The 232-nt window shown below is 40.9% G+C and carries 1 protein-coding gene; it reads right to left on the minus strand.

Annotation, left to right across the window (positions count from 1 at the left end):
- Positions 1-232, minus strand: a 232-nt coding sequence (locus ACPYOM_RS24120; RefSeq protein WP_481347919.1) for a hypothetical protein, incomplete at both ends; no start/stop codon positions are given.

A 232-nucleotide genomic window follows, 5' to 3' on the forward strand; every position in this document is an offset into this window, starting at 1 on the left:
GTTGTATTGTCTGAATAACTTTGTCCTGCTGTCGTAAAACTGTTAACATGCAGCACCATTTTGTTATAACGGTCGTTAAGCTGCAAATAACCGTTGGAACCTGTCATATTGGTACTGATCAGCGGACTTGCATTAGAGAATGTCGCAGTCGTATTGCTGATATTGTAACCCGTTCCGAAAGCAGCATTCGTAGGAGTCATGGTTTCAATCTTATTGTAACGGATATCACTTC

Source organism: Monashia sp. HAY1-2A (assembly GCF_056755315.1).